Source organism: Dickeya fangzhongdai (genome assembly GCF_002812485.1).
In the GTDB taxonomy this organism is placed as follows: domain Bacteria; phylum Pseudomonadota; class Gammaproteobacteria; order Enterobacterales; family Enterobacteriaceae; genus Dickeya; species Dickeya fangzhongdai.
In genome coordinates, this window is record NZ_CP025003.1 from 3,093,196 (window position 1) to 3,109,696 (window position 16,501).

Sequence of the window (16,501 nt, forward strand, 5' to 3'; positions counted from 1 at the left end):
TCCGTTGCAACAAACCGCCGTGGCGCTCGGAATAGTTCGCCCTGACGGGCAAACCGCGTCACGAATAATGGCGGGGTACTCCCTAGTTTATACTGATTTTACGGCGTGGCATGGGAAATAATAAGCCAGTTACTCCCCTAATTCTGACCATCATACAGTCAGTTATCTTATCGTTCCCCATCAGACTCGCCTACCGAGGCCACGTATTTTAGCTGGAACAGGAAATCTCCAGATGCTTGCCCCATGTCGGCGGCAACGCGGCCAGATCGGCCATGTCCGGCTGCTCCGCATAGGGTTGACGCAACGCCCGGTGCAAACGCCCGAGTAAGCCGATATCCTCCCGCTCCGCCTGTTCTATCGCCTGCTGAGCCAGATAATTGCGTAACACATAACGCGGATTGGCCTGCTTCATCCGACGCTGGCGCTCCGCGTCGTCAACGCTTTCCAGCGCCAGCCGCTGACGGTACGTACTGAACCAATCGTCAAATACCGGGCGATCGATAAACACGTCCTGTAACGGTGAGTGGCTGCTGTGCCGTTCTGTTTCCGACAATAGTCGAAAAATGTGGGTATAGTCCGCCTGCTCGCGCTGCATCAGCTTCAACAGCCCCACCAGCAATTCGTTATCCTGCGCCTGCGGCGTATCAAAACCGAGTTTGGCGCGCATCAGTTCGCCGAAACGTTGCATCAACGCGGGTTCATAGCGATCCAACGCCCGTTGCAGGATATCGCTGGACATCAACCCCGATAGCGACTGCGCCAGGCGGTGCAGGTTCCACAACGCCACCGCCGGCTGATTATCGAATGCGTAACGCCCCTGATGGTCCGAATGGTTACAGATGTAGCCGGGCTGATAATCGTCCATAAAACCGTACGGGCCGTAGTCGATGGTGAGGCCAAGAATGGACATATTGTCGGTATTCATCACACCGTGGGCAAAGCCAACGGCCTGCCAGTGAGCAATCAATCGCGCAGTGCGTTCCACAACATCGCTGAACCACAGGTAATAGCGATCGGTTTCCTGCTGCCACTGCGGCCAATGGCATGCGATGACATACTCCGCCAGCTGACGCACCTTTTCCTGTTCGCGGCGGTAATAGAAATGTTCGAAGTGACCGAAACGGACATGGCTATCCGCCACTCGCAATAGCATCGCCCCCCGCTCTTCCTGCTCACGCTGTACCGGATGGTCGCTGCTGACGATAGTCAGCGCACGCGTAGTGGGAATGCCGAGATGGTGTAGCGCTTCCGACGCCAGAAATTCGCGCACCACCGAGCGCAATACCGCCCGGCCGTCGCCCATGCGTGAATAGGGGGTCAATCCCGCGCCTTTAAGATGCCAGTCTTGTGTACGTCCATCCGCCAGTTGCTGTTGTCCGAGCAGGATGCCGCGTCCATCACCCAACTGCCCGGCCCAGCCCCCGAACTGATGACCGCTGTACACCTGAGCCAGCGGCGCCATGCCCGGCAACAGCCGTTCTCCGGTCCAGATTCGGCGGTTGTCGCCGTCAAACCAGTCGTCCGATAACCCCAGTTCCTGAGCAAGCGTGGCGTTATGATATAGCAAACGCGCACCCTGCAATGGCGTGGGCGTCAGCTCGGTGTAAAACCCCGGTAGTTGCTGGTGATAATGGTTATTAAACAGAAGGTGATGCGACATAATTCCCCCTTTTCCGTCAGTGTAGAACCGCGGCAGGAGAATTAACACGGAATAAATACAGGGATATTAGCCGTATGGAAACATTAACAAATAATATAGATAGCGTATGGCCTACAGGCAGCAGGCGCCAGCCGCAGCCGGACGCCCGCATTGGCTAACCGTAACAGGCAACCGGCATCAGCGCATTATCCAACGCTTCCGGCGGCAAGCTCGGCCATAATTGTCCCTGGACAGCGTTGACGTCAAGCTCACATATTTTTTCAAAACTGGCTATATTATCAATCCCTTTCGCCACGACTTTCAGCGAGGGGCAATGTTTTTTCATCACCTGCAACATCGGATTAATAATAGAAACAGACGCGGGTCGGGTTAATAATTTATTGATAAACGCGGCGTCCATTTTCACACTGGCAACCATACCATCATAAAATGGCTTCAGATTCATTTTTCCGGAACCGAAATTATCCAGCCATAAATGGAAAGACTGGCTTAATTTAGTCAGTTGAGAATTATCCCGCCCACGGGATATATCAGGAAAACTCTCATTAATTTCAAGCTGCAAAAAAGGCAGCGCGCGAAACTCCTGGCCCAGCGACTCGTCATTAACCAGAAACTCCGTCAATGTATGATCGATCTTCAGCAGAACAGTCACCCGGTTATTGATAAACCAGGTTGATTTATCCTTCAGGATTGCCAGTTGCTCTCTCAGCAAGGTTCGCTTCTGCCGATGGTTCAGCATGCCCAGTAAGATATCCTGTGGCATGGACAGACTTCCTGCCGTGCTCTGGAAACGTCCGATCATCTCTAGCGCCAGCAACCGTGAATCCAGATGATAAATCGGAGAGAAAAGATACTGACTGACATAGTCAACTTCAAGCTGGATACGCATAGTGTTATAGCCAGATTAAAAAGGTTAAACCCGCCGTAACGGGCAGCCAGACAATGCATGCCTGACCTGAATCCTATTCGCTGCTACCACTCCAGAAACATTAAAGATTATTAACTATGATACTCAAACGGGGCACATAATATTATGCTGATTCAGCAGCTATTATTCCGATTCAACAATCGTACGCCTAAATACCCGTAAGAAGATATGATAAATAATCTCAATCCTTTTCTTCACGCGAATACCCATTTGGTTACTACCAGAACCGACACTAATCTATAATTCGGTGGTATCGAAAAACAATCCGTTTTTCATTTTTCAGACAAAGCCCTAATACCCATTTCAAATTATTAACGAATACTTTCCGATAACCAGACAATCAATGCGTTTATTTCGTTATGCTGTTGGGGAAAATCCTCCGCCAGCCGCTCGCCAACAGCCACCAGCGCATCCGGACGGTATGACACCCCTTCCAGCCGCTCCGCCAGCGCTTCCAGCGGAGTGGGATTGAGGCTATCGGTAAAGAGCTGACAACGGCTGATGACGCCACGCTCCACGTCGAAATGCAGTTCCACGCCACCCCAGTCAAAACGGGTATCCAGCATATGGGTAAATTCCGGCGCCTGACCAAAATTCCACGCCCAACTGCTCTGGCGCGCGAACAATTCAGCGAACCCTGGCAGATCCGGTAAAACGTCAGGTGAGATAATCTCCGGTTGGCACCGGGTTTGATAATGTTCGAAAAATGCCTGCGTAACGGCATCGCAAATCGTCTCATGGCTAATCCCCGGCAACAACTCCGCCAGATTAGCCACCCGCGAACGTACCGATGCAATGCCTTTGGCTTGCAATTTCTTAACATCCGGATTGAGGTAATCGGCCAGACGGGAAAGGTTGGCCGCCAGCAATAACGTCCCATGATGAAAACCGCGATCGGCGCTTTCCCGATAGGCGGAACCGGAAATCTTTCTCACGCCATCCGCAGTTTCAACCACCAGGTCGTTGCGCCCTGATGCCTGCGCCGTCACCCCGCACATTGCCAGCGCCTGCAGGATAATGCCGGTGGAAACGCTCTTGTCATAGCCGGGTTTGCCCGCCATGAAGGTAAAACAGGTATTGCCGAGATCGTGGAATACCGCCCCGCCGCCACTACTGCGCCGCGCCAGTTTGATGCCATCCTGCTCCATGCGCCGGGTATTACATTCTTTCCACGGGTTCTGCGCCCGACCGATCACCACGGTTTCCGCATTGCGCCATAAAAACAGTACCCGCTGCGTGGTCGGCATCTGCCGGAAAATGCACTCCTCCACCGCCAGATTGAACCAGGGATCGACAGAGTCGGAAATCAGCAAACGCAGTGCAGGCATGGCGAAACTCCGAATAGCAGTTGACCGCCGCCGGGCGGTCGGAAAATCAGATGCGACGGGCCTGCCAATAGGCCCGTTTCCAGTAAACGTTGTTCAGCGACGATCGCATAACGCCACGGCTGGTGGAGGCATGAATAAACTGATCATTGTTGTCGTAGATGCCGACATGCAGCCCATTTTCGCCGCTGCCGGTACGGAAAAAGACCAGGTCGCCCGGCAGTAATGCGTCACGATCGACGCGAGTGCCGACTTCAGTCTGCTCCTCCGTCGAGCGCGGCAGCGTCAAGCCGAACCGGTCACGAAACGTCAGATAAACAAAACCGGAACAATCGATGCCGTTCTGATCCAGCCCGCCATAGCGATATGGCGTGCCACGCCACTTTGCCAGTTGGGCGTGCAACTGCGCCCGCACCTCGCCGGCATCGCCCAGGCGAGTACTCTGCGGAACGTGGCTGCTGCATCCAGCCAGAAACAGCGCCATCAGTATTAACCAGAATCTCCAGAACTTCATGCATCGTGCTCGCTGTTGACGGGGAATAACTGTTGACGAAGAACAGTTGTTGATGAAGAACAGTTGTTGGTGAAGAACACCCACAAAAACCGAATTACGTCATATTATCATTTGCGCCCGGGCATTAATCGGCCGAAAACAGAGAATTTTTCTGTTGTGACAGCGCGTTACGAAGAACATTTTGCCTGGCGTCACCCACGAACCAGCCGGAAACCATATCGGCCTGGCATCGGGGCTTCCCCCCGATGCCGTCATTCCTGCTGCGCCAGCATCCAGTGGCGGCCGTCCAGCGCATAACGCGTAAACGCCACCCCAAATACCGGGGACAGCGTTTCCGGCTGCATCACATCAGCGACCGCCCCTTGCGCCATCAGCCCGCCACGCGACATCAGCCATACCCGGTCGGCATGATGCAGGGTATGGTTCAGGTCGTGGCCCGACGCGATGACCGCAATCCCGGCCCGGCACAGCTCTGCCAGCAATGAATCCAGCGCCACACGCTGGGCGATATCCAGACTGGCGGCCGGTTCATCCAGCAACAATAACCGGGCTGAAGGATTGAGCGTCGGCCAGACTTGCAGCAGCACCGCCGCCAATCTGACCCGTTGCCATTCGCCGCCGGAAAGCCGGGCCAGCGGACGACGTAGTTTATCCGTCAGCGACAATCGCTCGGCCAACTGCTCCACCACCTTATCCACGCTTTCAGCATCGCAACGCGACGGCTGGTGCAACTGCAGGTACTGGAACACCGGCATCAACGCCAGTGCGCTATGGTGTTGCGGCAGGTAGGCGCGTACCCTCGCCAGATCGCGCGCCGACCAGTCGGCAATCGCCTGCCCCAACAGCAGCGTCTCGCCGTCCCCCGGCTGTAATCCGGCCATTAACGCCAGCAGCGTGCTCTTACCCGCGCCATTGGGGCCAATAATGTGCACCAGTTCGCCCGGGCGGCAACGCACCGCCACCGATGACAAACGTCCGGCGACGCTAACGTTGTGCAGGTACAGCAGCGGTTGGGCAGACACCGTTACTGCGCCAGCGCCTGCTCAATAGCTTTGATAATCGCGCCGTCATCCGGCGTCATATCCGGCGAGAAACGCGCTATCACCTCGCCACGGCGATTGATCAGAAATTTTTCGAAGTTCCACAGGATATCGCCCGGATGAGCCGGCGCCTGCCCTTTGCTGACGCGGCGCTCGTAAAATTCACTACCCTGCGGCCGCAGCGCCTCCGGTTGCACCTGAATCAACGCCTGATACAACGGATGGCGCCCGCTCCCGTTGACATCAATTTTGCCAAACATCGGGAACTGTACGCCGAACGTCCCGCGACAAAACGCGTGTATCTCTTCATTGCTGCCCGGCTCCTGCCCGGCAAATTCGTTGGAGGGAAACCCCAGTACCGCAAACCCGCGGTCACGATAGGTTTCATACAGATTCTCCAGCGCTTCATATTGCTTGGTCAGCCCGCACTGCGAGGCAACGTTGACCACCAGCAGCACGTTGTTGCGCCAGTTTTCCAGCGATGCCTGACGGCCATCGATAGTTTGCAGGGGAATTGCGTATAGCGTATTGCTCATCGTCTGTTCCTTTTTCGTCACACCGGCTTGCCCGCCGGCCTGTTCATCATTGCGGGGATCACGCCTGATGGCGCAGCAGCAGCCAGATAAACCAGGGCGCTCCCAACGTGGCGGTGACTACGCCAACCGGCAGCTCCGCCGTCGCCAGCAACGTGCGCGCCAGCGTATCCGCCAGCATCAGCACAACGGCGCCAGCCAGCCCGCACCCGGTTAATAGATAGCGCTGATCGGTCAGCCCGCACAAGCGCAAAATATGCGGGATGACCAACCCGACAAAGCCGATCACTCCAGCCAGCGCTACGCTGATGCCCACCAGCGCGCCCATCGCCAACACCAGCACATTGCGCCAGTAAAATACCGCGACCCCCAACTGCCGAGCGGCCAGCTCGCCCAGCGCCAGTTGATTGAGCACCCCGCCGCAACGCGCCAGCCAGGCCAGCAACGGCAGCATCAGCAACATCAATCCGCCGTAACGCCAGTCGACCCCGCTGAATCCCCCCATCATCCAGTACATCAGCTGGCGCAAATCGAGGCTGGTGCTGAAATAGACAACCCAGGTCATCAGCGCGTTGCAGATAATGCTCAGCGCCACCCCGACCAGCAGCAGGCGCGCGTTGGACACCCCGGCGCGGGAAAAACGCAGCAACATCAGTGTCACCAGCAGCGCGCCCGCGATGGCGCACAGGCTGAGGCTCCAGACCGGCAGCATCCCTTGTCCTATCAGCACCGCCAGCACCAGCGCCACGCCTGCGCCGCTGGATACGCCGAGCAACCCCGGTTCGGCCAGCGGATTATCGAACACCGCCTGCATCACCGCGCCGCCCATCGCCAACCCCGCTCCGACCAGCATCACCGCCAGCGTGCGCGGCAATCTGAGCTGCCAGATAAACAACGATGAGTCCGAATCCAGCCAGTGCGCCGGCCCAATCCAGCGCTCGCCGGCGCACAGGCTTATCGCCACGCCGACCGCCAGCAACAGCCATAACCCCAACAGCCGTTGGCGATCTCGCCTGCGCTGCTGCTGTTTCAGTTGGGTATAACGCACCGGGGTTGACTGCATGGGGTCGCCTGCAATGAAAAATCGGATAATGGCAATCATGATGCGCATATCCGCAGTGATATCAAGCTGATGCCGTGAATTTTCGCCAGGGAATGGAAAGCGGCTCGCAAAGTATGCCGCCAGGGATCATGACCCATTCCCCCGCCGCATTGTATGAGATGTGATTATCTTATCCAGATTGATTGTTTTTTAATCGCCGCAATCTCGGCTACCTTTATATCTATAGGTCATTATCAACACATCTGTTAGATCATCATCAACCAGTCATTCTGCGGGGTAAATTATGCTGACATCCCTTTGGCGCACGCTGTATCGCGGCCGGCGAAAAAACGAAAGCCGGCAGACCGAGCCATCCGGCAACTGCGTCGAATGCGAATACAGCTTCTACAACCACGAAGCCAACCTGCCATTCGACCAGATTGAAGAGTGCCTGCGCGCCCGCCGTGATGCGCTGATGCAGGAACATCCGCCGCTGAACGACCCCATGCCCAGCGCCATACGCCCGCGCTGGGCGGGCAAGTCATCAGGTTCAGGCTGACGGGTGTCGCGCCAGCCAGGTGCGAACGAATTCCGCCACCACTTTGCTGGCAGGACCATAGATATGTTCGTCGAACTGGCTCTGCACCTGGCTGGGCTCCAGGTTCAGTTCCACGGTATGAGCGCCGTGTACCTGTGCTTCGTGCACAAAGCCGGCGGCCGGATAGACGTTGCCCGAGGTACCGATGGCAACAAACAGGTCTGCTTGCGACAACGCATGATAAATGCGTTCCATCTCCAGCGGCATTTCACCGAACCACACCACGTGCGGACGCAACGGCGCCGGAAACTGGCAGCAGTGGCAACGCTCATCCACGGAAACGTCGCCCGTCCACTCAAAGACCTGCCCGCTCTGGCTGCAACGCACTTTCAACAGCTCGCCATGCATGTGGATGATGCGCTTGCTGCCGGCGCGCTCATGCAGATTGTCAATGTTCTGGGTTACCAGCAGAAAATGATCGCCAAGCGCCGCTTCCAGTTCCGCCAGCGCCAGATGCGCGGCGTTGGGCGCAATCTCCGGCTGTTGTAACTGGCGGCGACGCTGGTTGTAAAAATTCTGAACCGTTTGCGGATCGCGATGAAACCCTTCCGGGGTGGCGACATCCTCCACCCGATGCTCTTCCCACAGTCCATCCGAGGCACGAAACGTGCGAATACCGGATTCGGCAGAAATCCCTGCTCCGGTAAGGACAACAACACGTGGTTTATTCACGTTTTTGACCACCAGATAATCAAGATGAAAAATGCGGGCACACAAACGCTGATGACGGAGACGCTTTCGCTGCCGAAAACGGTGTAATCGCTGACGCGAGTGCATGTCTGCTCCTTAGATTGTCTTGAGAGCGCATCGACTAATACGCTCTGCGTCCGCCCTGACAGCGGGATTGTCAGTCGTGCCCGTCATTAGGACTGACGCGGCGTCGGCTGACCCATCAAGTGTAGCAATGCTGCGCCGCGCACGCCGCCCGCATCGCCATAACGGGCTTTTTCAATACGCGGCACGCGGGCCACCGGCAACAGGCTGCCCGGCAATCGCTGCGGCAACTGGCGATAAATCTCGTCAAAATTCGACAAGCCGCCGCCCAGCACCACCAGATGCGGGTCAACCAGCGTCAGCAGATTGCCGAGACACACCGCCAGCAACGCCAGATAGCGATCCACATGCGCCTGCGCCTCTGGATCGCCGGCGTAGAACGCCGCAATAATTTCCGGCGCCGACAGCATACGCTGGTTGAAATGCGCATATAACCATTCGAACCCACGCCCGGAGAGGTAGTTTTCCACACAACCGACGCGACCGCAGCCGCATTTTACGCGCGGGATCGTCTCACCGAGAATATCCAATGCGTCAACCGGCAAACGAAAATGACCGAATTCGCCGGCGATGCCATTCTTCCCGTCCACCACCTGCCCATTGACCACCAGACCGCCGCCCATGCCGGTGCCGAGAATAATCCCCAGCACCACCGGATAGGAGCGAAACGCCTCGTCCCAGGCTTCCGAAAGCGCAAAACAGTTGGCGTCGTTGCTGAGCCGAACCTCGCGTTGCAGCAATCGGCTGAGATCGGCGCGCAACGGCCGCCCCAGGGCGGCGGGCAGATTCGCGGCGAACAGGGTACCATCGTCGGCATTCTCCATTCCGGGCACCCCCACGCCGACCAATCCACGCCCGCCGACAAACGCATCGGCTTCTTCAGTCAGGGTCAGCAGGGTGCGCAGCAGAAGATCATAATCGTCCCGGGGAGTGGGAATCCGTTTTTGCCAGATACGCTGCAGATCGGCGTCAAACACCGCCAGCTCGATCTTGGTGCCTCCGATGTCAAAACCGTAATACATGGACGCTCCCTCAGCTTCAGACAGCATGACGCCGCCACTGCGCTCGCGCAGTGACGCGCGGGTTTACTGGCCGCTCAATATCCGGGCCGGGTCGATGCGGCTGGCGCGGCGGGCCGGATACCAGCTGGCAATCAGGCTCAGCACCAGCGAAGTGGCCAGCACGATAATCACATCCATCATATGCAGCTCCGACGGCAGAAAATCGATGAAATAAATATCGCCGGACAGAAAACGATGGCCGGTAAGCGCCTCAAGACCGCGAATGATCGGGGTCAGTTGCAGCGTGACGACAATCCCCAAGACCGTACCCACCACGCTGCCGAGCAGTCCGGCCAACAGACCGTACCAGACAAAAATGGCGCGGATCAGCCCATCGCCCGCTCCCAGCGTCCGTAATACGGCAATATCTCCGCTTTTGTCTTTCACCGCCATCACCAGCGTGGAAACGATATTGAAGCAGGCCACGCCGATGACCAGCACCATCGCCAGGTACATGATGGTGCGGACCATTTGAATATCGCGGTACATATAGCCGTAAGTGCCGATCCAACTGCGAATATACACATAGACATTGATGGCTTCGCCGGCGTCACGCACCAGCTTCTGAGCGGCAAACACATCCTGCGCCTTGATGGCGATACCGGTGATGCCGTCGCCCAGCTCCAGATACTGCTGAGCATCGGCCAGCGGCACCAGCGCCAGGCTGTGATCCAGTTGGCCGCTTAGCTGCAAAATACCGGCCACCTGCAACCGAATGCGTTTCGGCTGCAGCAGTTTCATCTGCGGGTCGCTATTGGGAATCATCACGGTTACCCAGTCGCCGTTTTTCACGCCCAGCGTATCCGCCACGCCCTTGCCGATAATGACTTGCTGCGCGCTGGCATGAAAACGCGACCAGGCGTTATCCTGCACGAACTGCGGCAAGGCGCTAAGTTTCAATTCCTGTTCGGGATCCACGCCTTTGAACTGGATCGCCTTCAGGCTAGCGCCGTTTTCCAGCAAACCGGTAAAACTGACGTAAGGCGCCGCGGCGGCGACGCCGGGAACACGTTCAATCTTCGGCAACAGCGGTTGCCAGTCCCGGAACGGCTGGTTGACCGCTTCGATTTCGCCATGCGGCACCACGGCCAGAATACGGTTGTTTAGCTCGCGCTCGAAGCCGTTCATCGCGCTCAGACCGACGATCAGCACCGCCACGCCGAGCGCAATGCCCAGGGTGGAAATCACCGAAATCAGCGACACCATGCCGCTGCGGCGGCGCCCACGGCTGAAGCGCAATCCAACCAGCAGCGAAAGCGGAGGAAAGGTCATTGCGGCGCCCCCATCAGGGTCAATTCCTGCTGCAACTGACCGTCGCGCATTTCCAGCTGACGGCCAAGGCGGCTGGCTAAACGCAGGTCATGGGTCACCACCAGAAAAGCGGTGCCCTGACGCACATTCAGCTCACCCAGCAATTCGAAAATGGCGTCGGTAGTGCGTTGATCGAGGTTGCCGGTAGGTTCGTCCGCCAGCACCAGCGACGGGCTATTGACCAGCGCGCGCGCAATCGCCACCCGCTGACGCTCGCCGCCGGACAGTTCTGAAGAGCGGTGCTGACTGCGCTGAGCCAGACCAACGGCGGCTAGCATGGCCTGCGCCTTCTCTTTCGCCTCTTTCGGCGCCACATTGCCTATCAACAGCGGCATCGCCACGTTTTCCAGCGCGGTGAAGTCCGGCAGCAGGTGATGAAACTGATAGATGAAACCCAGCTCGCGGTTGCGTATCGCCGCTTTGGCGGCGGCCGACAGCTGGTTCAGCGCCTGGCCCTGAAATATCACGTCGCCGGACGTCGGCGCATCCAGCCCGCCCAGCAAATGCAACAACGTACTCTTGCCCGAGCCGGAACTGCCGACGATCGCCATCATTTCGCCAGTCTGCATCTCGAATGACACATCACGCAGCACATCGGTGGACAGGTTGCCTTCCTGATAGCGTTTACACAGCTGACGACACTGCAATAAAGGTGAATTACTCATAACGTAAAGCCTCTGCGGGATGGGTGGCGGCCGCGCGCCAGGAAGGATAAAGCGTGGAAAGCAGCGCCAGCAGCATCGCCACCAGCGCAATGGCGATCACCTGCGCCGGCAGGATCTGCACCGGCAGCGCGCCGCCGTCAATCAGCAGCCCGAGCATCGGCATCAGTGTATTGAGCTGACTGGCCAGCACCATACCCAGTATCGCCCCGACCAGCGCCCCCATCACACCGGCGCCGCCGCCCTGTACCATAAATACCGCCATAATCTGGCGGCGGGTCAGCCCCTGCGTCTGCAAAATAGCGACCTCGCCCTGTTTTTCCATCACCAGCAAGCCCAACGAGGTAATGATATTGAACGCGGCGACGGCCACAATCAGGCTTAGCAGCAGCCCCATCATGTTTTTCTCCATCCTCACCGCCTGGAACAGCTCGCCTTTGCGTTCGCGCCAGTCTTTCCACGCCGTCCCCGGCGGCAACGCCTGCTGGCTGAGCGTGTCCACCGCCAGCGGCTGATTGAGCCACAGCCGCCAACCAGTAATGTTGCCGAGCGGGTAGCGCATCAGGCGTGAGGCGTCCTGCTGATTGACCAGCAACTGATAGCCATCCACTTCGCTGCGGGCGGAAAAGGTGCCGGCCACGGTAAACAAACGCTGGCTGGGCACGCGCCCCATCGGCGTCAGTTGGCTGGCGCTGGTGACCATCAGCCGTAACTGGTCGCCCGGCTTAACGCCAAGCTGACTGGCCAACCGCTCGCCGAGAATCACCTGATACTGCCCCGGCTGCAGTTGCTGCAAACGGGTATTGACCAGGTAGTTCGCCAGCGGCTCCTGCTCGTCGGGGTTAACGCCGAGCATCACGCCCACCGCCACGCTGCGGGCGCTTTGCAGCACCACGTCGCCGGTCGTCAGCGGCGCGACACGGCTGATGCCTTTCAGGCTGGACAGCGAAGAAGACGGCAGCGTCTGCGGATCAAGGGAGCCTTGCGGCGTGGTGATGATGGCCTGAGGCATCAGCCCCAGAATGCTGTTTTCCAGTTCCCGCTCAAAGCCGTTCATCACCGACAGCACGGTGACCAGCGCCATCACGCCGAGGGTGATGCCAATAGCGGACAACCAGGAAACAAACCGCCCGAAGCGGTCCGCGGCCCGCCCTCGCATGTAGCGCAGGCCGATGAAAAGTGCGACAGGTTGATACATGAAATCCGTCTGGATGAGGTTGCTAAAGCAAAGTGAACAAGGATAATAAAGGGTAGTACCACTTTATGGAACCCTAACCCTCTCTCTTCCCGACTTTTTCTTAGTGGATATCGAGACCTGATAATCGGATGATGCCTGAACAATATCGCTATACCTTGCCTGGCAAAGCGGGTGAACAACGCCTGTTAGGTCAGCTTACCGGCGCAGCCTGCGCCGTCGAATGCGCCGAGATCGTTGAACGTCACGCCGGACTGGTGGTGCTGATTACCCCTGACATGCAGAATGCCCTGCGGTTGCGCGACGAAATTCGGCAGTTTACCGCTCAGCCGGTCATGATGCTGCCGGATTGGGAAACCCTTCCGTACGACAGTTTCTCGCCCCACCAGGAAATTATCTCCGCCCGTTTATCCACGCTGTACCAGTTACCCTCGCTGACGCGCGGCGTGTTGATCCTGCCGGTCAATACCCTGATGCAGAAAGTGTGTCCGCACGCGTTCCTGCACGGCCATGCGCTGATGCTGAAAAAAGGCCAGCGTCTGTCGCGCGATAGGCTGCGCAATCAATTGGAACAGGCCGGTTACCGCAGCGTCGATCAGGTGATGGAGCATGGCGAGTTCGCCACCCGCGGCGCGCTGCTCGACCTGTTTCCGATGGGCAGCGAAGAGCCGTTCCGTATCGATTTCTTCGACGATGAAATCGACAGCCTGCGCCTGTTTGACGCCGATACCCAACGCACGCTGAATGAAGTCGAACACATTCATCTGTTGCCGGCACGCGAGTTCCCTACCGACAAAACCGCCATTGAGCTGTTTCGCAGCCAGTGGCGCGAGCAATTTGAGGTCAGGCGCGACGCCGAGCACGTCTATCAGCAGGTGAGCAAAGGCACCCTGCCCGCCGGGATCGAATACTGGCAGCCGCTGTTCTTCAGTCAGCCGTTGCCGGCGCTGTTCAGCTATCTGCCGGCCGATACGCTGCTGGTTAATACCGGCGATATTCAGCAAGGCGCCGAGCGTTTCTGGCAGGATATCCAGCAGCGCCATGACAGCCGCCGGGTCGACCCAATGCGCCCGCTGTTGCCGCCGGATACGCTGTGGTTGCCGGTTGATTCGCTGTTTGGCGAACTCAAACAATGGCCGCGCGTACAACTGCGCAGCGACACGCTGCCGGATAAAGCCGCCAATATCAATCTGGGTTACCAGCCGCTGCCGGATCTGGCTATCCAGCACCAGAATAAATCGCCGCTGGATGCGCTGCGCCGTTTCGTGGAGCAGTTCGGCGGGCAGATTGTCTTTTCCGTGGAAAGCGAGGGTCGCCGGGAAACGTTGCAGGAGTTGCTGTCCCGTATCAAGCTGTCCCCTGCGCCGGTGAAGAGCCTGGAGCAGACGGCGTCGCCGGGTTGCTACCTGATGATAGGCGCCAGCGAGCACGGCTTTATTGATACCCTGCGCCAGCGCACCCTGATCTGCGAAAGCGATCTGCTGGGCGAGCGCGTCAGCCGTCGCCGCCAGGACAGCCGCCGCACCATCAACACCGATACCCTGATCCGCAACCTGGCGGAATTGCGCCCGGGCCAGCCGGTGGTGCACCTCGAACACGGCGTCGGCCGTTATGCCGGGCTGACCACGCTGGAAGCGGGCGGCATCAAGGCGGAATACCTGATTCTGCATTACGCCGGCGAAGACAAACTGTATGTGCCGGTATCGTCTTTGCATCTTATCAGCCGCTATGCCGGCGGCGCCGAGGACAGCGCGCCGTTGCACAAGCTGGGCGGCGACGCCTGGACGCGGGCGCGGCAGAAAGCGGCGGAAAAAGTGCGTGACGTGGCCGCCGAACTGCTGGATGTCTATGCCCAGCGCGCCGCTCACACCGGCTTCGCCTTCAAACACGATCGGGAACAGTATCAGCTGTTCTGTCAGGGATTCCCGTTTGATACCACGCCGGATCAGGCGCAGGCCATCAACGCCGTGCTGAGCGATATGTGCCGCCCGCTGGCGATGGACCGGCTGGTGTGCGGCGACGTCGGCTTCGGCAAAACCGAAGTCGCGATGCGCGCCGCGTTTCTGGCGGTGGAAAACCACAAGCAGGTGGCGGTGCTGGTGCCGACCACCCTGCTGGCTCAGCAGCACTTCGACAATTTCCGCGACCGTTTCGCCAACTGGCCGGTGCGTATTGAAATGCTGTCCCGCTTCCGTAGCCAGAAAGAACAAACCCAGGTGCTGGAGCAGACGCTGGAAGGCAAGGTGGATATTTTGATCGGCACCCATAAATTACTGCAAAGCGATGTGCGCTGGCGGGATTTGGGCTTGCTGATCGTCGATGAAGAGCACCGGTTCGGCGTGCGCCACAAAGAGCGGATCAAGGCGATGCGCGCCAACGTCGATATCCTGACGCTCACCGCGACGCCGATTCCGCGTACCCTGAACATGGCGATGAGCGGCATCCGCGATCTGTCGATCATCGCCACGCCGCCGGCACGCCGTCTGGCGGTCAAAACCTTTGTGCGCGAGTACGATAGTCTGGTGGTGCGTGAGGCTATCCTGCGTGAAATCCTGCGCGGCGGGCAGGTGTACTACCTCTACAACGACGTAGAAAACATCGAGAAAGCCGCCCAACGGCTGAACGAGCTGGTGCCGGAAGCCCGTATCACCATCGGCCACGGCCAGATGCGCGAGCGCGATCTGGAGCGGGTGATGAACGATTTCCATCACCAGCGTTTCAATGTGCTGGTATGCACCACCATCATTGAGACCGGCATCGATATTCCGAGCGCCAATACCATCATCATCGAACGCGCCGACCACTTCGGTCTGGCGCAGTTGCATCAGCTGCGCGGCCGCGTCGGGCGATCTCACCATCAGGCTTACGCTTACCTGCTTACGCCGAATCCCAAGGCGATGAGCAGCGACGCCCACAAACGGCTGGAAGCCATCGCCTCGCTGGAAGATCTGGGGGCGGGTTTCGCCCTCGCCACCCACGATTTGGAAATTCGCGGCGCGGGCGAACTGCTCGGCGAAGACCAGAGCGGCCAGATGGAAAGCGTCGGCTTCTCGCTATACATGGACCTGCTGGAAAGTGCGGTGGAGTCGCTCAAAGCTGGACGAGAGCCATCGCTGGAGGACTTGATCAGCAGCCAGACCGACGTGGAACTGCGTTTGCCGGCCCTGTTGCCGGACGACTTCATTCCGGACGTCAATACCCGCTTGTCGTTTTACAAGCGTATCGCCAGCGCCAAAAACGACAACGAACTGGATGACCTGAAGGCGGAACTGATCGACCGTTTCGGCAAACTGCCGGACGCCGCCCGCCATCTGTTGCAGGTAGCCGGTTTGCGTCAGCAGGCGCAAATACTGGGCATCAAGCGTATCGAAGGTAACGACAAGGGCGGTTTTGTCGAATTCAGCCAGCATAATCGCGTCGATCCCACCCATCTGATCGGCCTGCTGCAGCGCGACCCAAAAGTTTATCGTCTGGATGGCCCCAGCCGGTTGAAATTCATCAAGGATCTGAATGGATATCCGCAACGGCTGACGTTTATCACCACCCTGTTGGAGGAGATGGCACAGCATACGTGTGCCGCCTGATTATTTTTCTGCCCTAATTTGTGATGGCCCGACTAAAATCAAAGGAATAACCGCCGATATATACCCAAGTAATTCGAGTTGCAGGAAGGCGGCAACCGCGCGAACCCCCAGGCGCTTATTCAAATCAGTGACGGGGGAACGACAACTCAACAGTAAGCAGAGTTGAACGCAGCGTGCAGTAGCCCCGCAGAGGCAAGGTCCAGGGAGGGCCGAGTAATAAAGCCAACACACCTGCAACTTAAAATGTAACGGGTATAGAAAAACTATAAGGTCA

The 16,501-nt window shown here is 58.1% G+C and carries 14 protein-coding genes; 2 read left to right on the forward strand and 12 right to left on the reverse strand.

From position 1 onward, the window contains the following. Positions 1-208: 208 nt before the first annotated feature. The 7 genes from CVE23_RS13675 to btuC form a co-directional block, all read right to left on the reverse strand. On the reverse strand, positions 209-1,660 hold the full coding sequence (locus tag CVE23_RS13675) for a protein adenylyltransferase SelO (protein ID WP_100849750.1): 1,452 nt from the start codon (positions 1,658-1,660) through the stop codon (positions 209-211). A gap of 154 nt (positions 1,661-1,814) precedes the next feature. Continuing rightward, entirely contained in the window at positions 1,815-2,549 is a 735-nt protein-coding gene (locus CVE23_RS13680) for an EAL domain-containing protein (protein ID WP_100849751.1), read from the reverse strand. Between the two features lie 350 nt (positions 2,550-2,899). Then, the gene (gene lplA, locus CVE23_RS13685; protein ID WP_100849752.1) at positions 2,900-3,916 is read right to left on the reverse strand and encodes a lipoate--protein ligase; all 1,017 of its coding nucleotides are present in this window, start codon (positions 3,914-3,916) and stop codon (positions 2,900-2,902) included. Between the two features lie 46 nt (positions 3,917-3,962). Next, the gene (locus tag CVE23_RS13690) at positions 3,963-4,427 is read right to left on the reverse strand and encodes an NlpC/P60 family protein (RefSeq protein ID WP_038668077.1); all 465 of its coding nucleotides are present in this window, start codon (positions 4,425-4,427) and stop codon (positions 3,963-3,965) included. A gap of 251 nt (positions 4,428-4,678) precedes the next feature. Beyond that, a complete protein-coding gene (btuD, locus tag CVE23_RS13695) occupies positions 4,679-5,449 on the reverse strand; it encodes a vitamin B12 ABC transporter ATP-binding protein BtuD (RefSeq protein ID WP_100849753.1) in 771 nt (256 codons plus the stop codon). 2 nt (positions 5,450-5,451) lie between these two features. Beyond that, positions 5,452-6,003 (reverse strand): glutathione peroxidase, encoded by a 552-nt coding sequence (locus CVE23_RS13700; protein ID WP_100849754.1) that lies wholly within the window; start codon positions 6,001-6,003, stop codon positions 5,452-5,454. Positions 6,004-6,061: 58 nt separating this feature from the next. Continuing rightward, positions 6,062-7,063, reverse strand: a complete 1,002-nt coding sequence (gene btuC / locus CVE23_RS13705; protein WP_100850472.1) for a vitamin B12 ABC transporter permease BtuC — start codon at positions 7,061-7,063, stop codon at positions 6,062-6,064. 283 nt (positions 7,064-7,346) lie between these two features. On the opposite strand from btuC, the gene CVE23_RS13710 reads away from it, so the two are divergent. Further along, positions 7,347-7,601 carry a hypothetical protein gene (locus CVE23_RS13710; protein WP_049855087.1) on the forward strand — a complete coding sequence of 85 codons (255 nt, stop codon included), beginning with the start codon at positions 7,347-7,349 and terminating at the stop codon, positions 7,599-7,601. On the opposite strand, the gene cobB is transcribed toward CVE23_RS13710, so the two are convergent. From cobB to lolC, 5 genes are all read right to left on the reverse strand, one after another. Then, positions 7,593-8,417 carry a Sir2 family NAD+-dependent deacetylase gene (cobB, locus tag CVE23_RS13715; protein ID WP_038919492.1) on the reverse strand — a complete coding sequence of 275 codons (825 nt, stop codon included), beginning with the start codon at positions 8,415-8,417 and terminating at the stop codon, positions 7,593-7,595. The genes CVE23_RS13710 and cobB overlap by 9 nt on opposite strands. Before the next feature lie 86 nt (positions 8,418-8,503). Then, entirely contained in the window at positions 8,504-9,436 is a 933-nt protein-coding gene (gene nagK / locus CVE23_RS13720; protein WP_100849755.1) for an N-acetylglucosamine kinase, read from the reverse strand. Between the two features lie 63 nt (positions 9,437-9,499). Further along, positions 9,500-10,747: a lipoprotein-releasing ABC transporter permease subunit LolE gene (lolE, locus tag CVE23_RS13725; RefSeq protein WP_100849756.1), complete on the reverse strand. Its 1,248-nt coding sequence runs from the start codon at positions 10,745-10,747 to the stop codon at positions 9,500-9,502. Beyond that, a complete protein-coding gene (gene lolD / locus CVE23_RS13730; protein ID WP_100849757.1) occupies positions 10,744-11,451 on the reverse strand; it encodes a lipoprotein-releasing ABC transporter ATP-binding protein LolD in 708 nt (235 codons plus the stop codon). Before lolD ends, lolE begins: the two co-directional genes overlap by 4 nt. Further along, positions 11,444-12,646 carry a lipoprotein-releasing ABC transporter permease subunit LolC gene (gene lolC / locus CVE23_RS13735; protein ID WP_038668061.1) on the reverse strand — a complete coding sequence of 401 codons (1,203 nt, stop codon included), beginning with the start codon at positions 12,644-12,646 and terminating at the stop codon, positions 11,444-11,446. The genes lolD and lolC overlap by 8 nt, the downstream gene beginning before the upstream one ends. Positions 12,647-12,774: 128 nt before the next feature. On the opposite strand from lolC, the gene mfd reads away from it, so the two are divergent. Continuing rightward, complete coding sequence (gene mfd, locus CVE23_RS13740; RefSeq protein WP_188726072.1) at positions 12,775-16,227, forward strand: transcription-repair coupling factor; 3,453 nt, start codon at positions 12,775-12,777, stop codon at positions 16,225-16,227. Positions 16,228-16,501 lie beyond the last annotated feature (274 nt).